This window comes from Bacteroides sp. (genome assembly GCA_036351255.1).
In the GTDB taxonomy this organism is placed as follows: domain Bacteria; phylum Bacteroidota; class Bacteroidia; order Bacteroidales; family UBA7960; genus UBA7960.
Genome location: JAZBOS010000086.1, coordinates 1 through 3,464, shown reverse-complemented (window position 1 = coordinate 3,464; position 3,464 = coordinate 1). Strand labels below are relative to the sequence as shown.

Below are 3,464 nucleotides of genomic sequence, written 5' to 3'. Positions count from 1 at the left end.
TTCAGGCAACAAGTACGAAACGATAAGAAAGTGAAGAATGCCTATCTGCTTGTTCATTCCGAAAAGCTTGGCATTGACCTCAATATGGCCGAAGGACAAACCGAAGGAATGCAGGCAAACCCCCGTCAAGCCAACCACCTTGCTTCCGTAGGGAAATTGTTTACCGCAACCCTTATCGGGATGCTGCACGACCAGGGGCGGCTGTCATTTGACGATAAAATTGTAAAATATCTTGATGCAGAGCTGATGCTGGGTTTACATGTTTATAAGGGCAAAGATTACTCGGCCGATATCAGCATCAAACATTTACTGAAACAAACCTCGGGCCTGAATGATGTCTTTTACTCCTTGTTAAAAAAGATGATTGACAATCCCAGGCTTGAATTGACGGTACGGGAAGCCGTAGAATGGGGAAAAGCTAACCTTAAGCCCGTAGGGGAGCCTGGCCAGAAGCATTTTTATACCGATACCAATTATTACCTGCTGGGGTTGATCATTGAAAGCATCACCCAAAAGCCTTTCCACGAAGCGGTTCACGAGATGATCCTGGAGCCATTGAAAATGGACGATGCCTACATCAACGGTTTTTCTGAACCCAAGAACAAACCCCAGTTTCCGCCGGCACATATTTATCTTTTCAATATCAATTTCATTGAGGATAAAAGAATAGCCAGGATTGACCATGCCGGGGGAGGGGTGGTGGCCCCTTTGAGCGAATACCTGGTCTTTATGAAAGCATTGGTCAATGGCCAGTTGGTGAGGCCAGCCACCCTGCATCAAATGATCTATGATGATGTGAAAATGGGTTTCCCGGCCATAGGTTTCGATTATGGCTATGCGGTCTGGAAGCCAAAAGCCATTCCGCTTTTGATGCCCAAAAAGTATTTTTGCTGGGGCTGTGTCGGGGTTACCGGGGCCTTTATGTTCTTCCACCCCCAAACCGAAGCTTATGTGATAGGCACCTTCAATGACAAATCCTATACCTCCAAAGCTTTGCGGTTTATGCTGACAGAAGTGATCAGGCCTTTGCTGAAAATGAAATAAACCCGGGCTGATGATGAGAATAGAAAAGATTGTCGATCATAAGAAACAATTCCTTGACCTGTTGTTGCTGGCCGACGAGCAGGAATCAATGATTGACAGGTATTTGCCCGGTGGAGACTTGTTTGCTTTATACGACGGTGATTTGAAAAGTGTTTGCGTAGTCGTGCCCATCGATGGCGAAACCTGCGAACTTAAAAATATTGCCACTTACCCGCATTACCAGGGCAAAGGCTACGGCAGGGCCTTGATGAATTTCATTATTGATTTCTACAAAAACCAATACAAAACCATGCTTGTCGGCACAGGCGAAACCCCTGCCATCTTGTCCTTTTATGAAAGCTGCGGATTTGAAGTGTCACACCGGGTCAAGAACTTTTTTACCGACCATTATGACCATCCGATGTTCGAGGGAGACATTCAATTGGTTGATATGATTTATCTTAAAAAGGATTTATAGAAACAGAAGGAATGCATTACAAACGAAATAAAAACGCAGAACAAAATGTTCGAAACTTCGGAATGCCCTGCGTTTCATCCCCCGGGATCGTTAAATGGATTGAAAACAACAATCTCCCATAAAATGAAACAACAATTGAAACATATATTAACATTGCTGTTAATCCTTTCAGTATCCCATTTGAAAGCCCAGGAATCTGTTGACAAGATCGTTGAATCGTATATGGCAAAAAATAAAATACCGGGCCTTTCTCTCGCCATTATCCAGGATGATCGTATCATGACTTTAAATGCTTACGGATTGGCAAGCATTCAACAGGATGCCGAAGTGGATGTCAACACGACTTTCGAACTTGCATCCCTGACCAAACAATTTACTGCGGCTGCAATTCTTAAGCTTCAGCAAGACGGTAAATTAAATGTTAATGATTATCTGCACATTCATTTTCCTGAATGCCCTGAACATTGGAAAAGGATTACTATCAAACAGTTGTTATGGCACACCTCTGGATTACCCGGAATGTTTCCGCACGATGGTTTTACGCAAATGGCATTCACGGGATATTCAAAAATGACCCCTGAAGAATTGGACAGGATGATGCAGACAAACAATGTCAGTAAAGAAATGGCCATCCAGTCAATCATTACTGACTCACTTGATTCAGAACCCGGCTCAGCCTATAATTACAGCGATGTTGGGTATTTACTGCTGGGAATTGTGATTGACAATTTAACAGGTAGTTACAGGAACTATCTGCTGGACATTTTTGACCAATATGCTATGTCAAACACGTATTTTCTTGACCAGGAGCGGGTGATAAAAAACCAGGCAAGAGGTTACGCGCTTAAAGAGGGTGAGTGGATAAACATTATGAGAACCTGGGACTATGAGATCCCATCCTATTTTGGTGCATTTTCAAACGTTCAGGATTTAATGAAATGGCATCAGGTGATCACGGGAACAGACTTCCTGGATGAGGCGAACCGGCAATTTATGTTTTCCAAAGGAAGGCTTAATGACCACTCAGAAGTTCCTTACGGATGCGGTTGGGAAATTAATGATATCAATGGCCTGCGGTTTATAAGTCACACTGGGATGACAGGAACCATTTTAGTCAGTATCCCGCAAAAAAATACTACGGTTTTTATGCTTTCTAACCTGGGATATAACGGAAATGATTTGGTCAACCCCTGGGGATTGGCGTACGAGCTGATTCATGCCATTGGAATTGAAACCCGCATCAATCGCAGTCATATTACCGCCGATGGTCAAAGGCAGGTAAAGACAAGCATAGGTTCTTTCGAAAAACTGGCTGGTACTTACACGACAGATGATGGCAACAGGGCAAAAATATATGTGGAAAATGGGACAGGGTATTTTGAAAGCCAGGGAAGTAAGAATGAATTATCGCTTTTAGAAAATGGAACCTGGTTGGTATTGGGTTTTGATTATGAATACATCCTGACCCTGGATGAAAGCGGACAAATTTTGAAATCGAATTACGGAAGGGTGTTTAAAAAGGAATAAAAACCTCAGTTCACAAAGGCTATATGTAATGGAGGATACAGCGCTGAAATGATTTTAATGCCTTCCATAAACTAGCCTGAAAGGTGACCGTTAACGGCCATCAAATCCAGCAATGCTCCCCACCCCCTCACGCCTGAAAACCCCCGCCACAGGGCCTGAAAAAGGCCTGGGGAAGGCATGTGGCATGGAGCATGGAGCAGGGTCTTAAGCCTGCCTGACTGCAGGCGGGCTTAACCTCAACCTTTTTTGTGTGTATTGTATTATATATTTGTGTGGATTTGTGGATTGGATTTTTCTTCCACAAATGATCACAAATCAAAAAACACAAAGTGACACAAATAATATACTGATAATTAACTTTTTAAATAAAAGGCGTTGAATAGTTGAATAGTTTAAAAGTTGAAAACCAAAGACCAATAACCTAGCCCCAAACCCC

At 42.9% G+C, this 3,464-nt stretch carries 3 protein-coding genes; all 3 read left to right on the top strand.

Annotated elements, in window-relative coordinates:
* Positions 1–1,044 (top strand): serine hydrolase domain-containing protein (locus V2I46_07950; protein ID MEE4177426.1); only part of this gene is annotated, 1,044 nt, incomplete at its 5' end.
* A 13-nt stretch (positions 1,045–1,057) separates the two neighbouring features.
* On the top strand, positions 1,058–1,501 hold the full coding sequence (locus tag V2I46_07945; GenBank protein MEE4177425.1) for a GNAT family N-acetyltransferase: 444 nt from the start codon (positions 1,058–1,060) through the stop codon (positions 1,499–1,501).
* 135 nt (positions 1,502–1,636) lie between these two features.
* Positions 1,637–3,028, top strand: coding sequence for a serine hydrolase domain-containing protein (locus tag V2I46_07940; GenBank protein ID MEE4177424.1), 1,392 nt, complete (start codon positions 1,637–1,639; stop codon positions 3,026–3,028).
* The last annotated feature ends 436 nt before the right edge of the window (positions 3,029–3,464 follow it).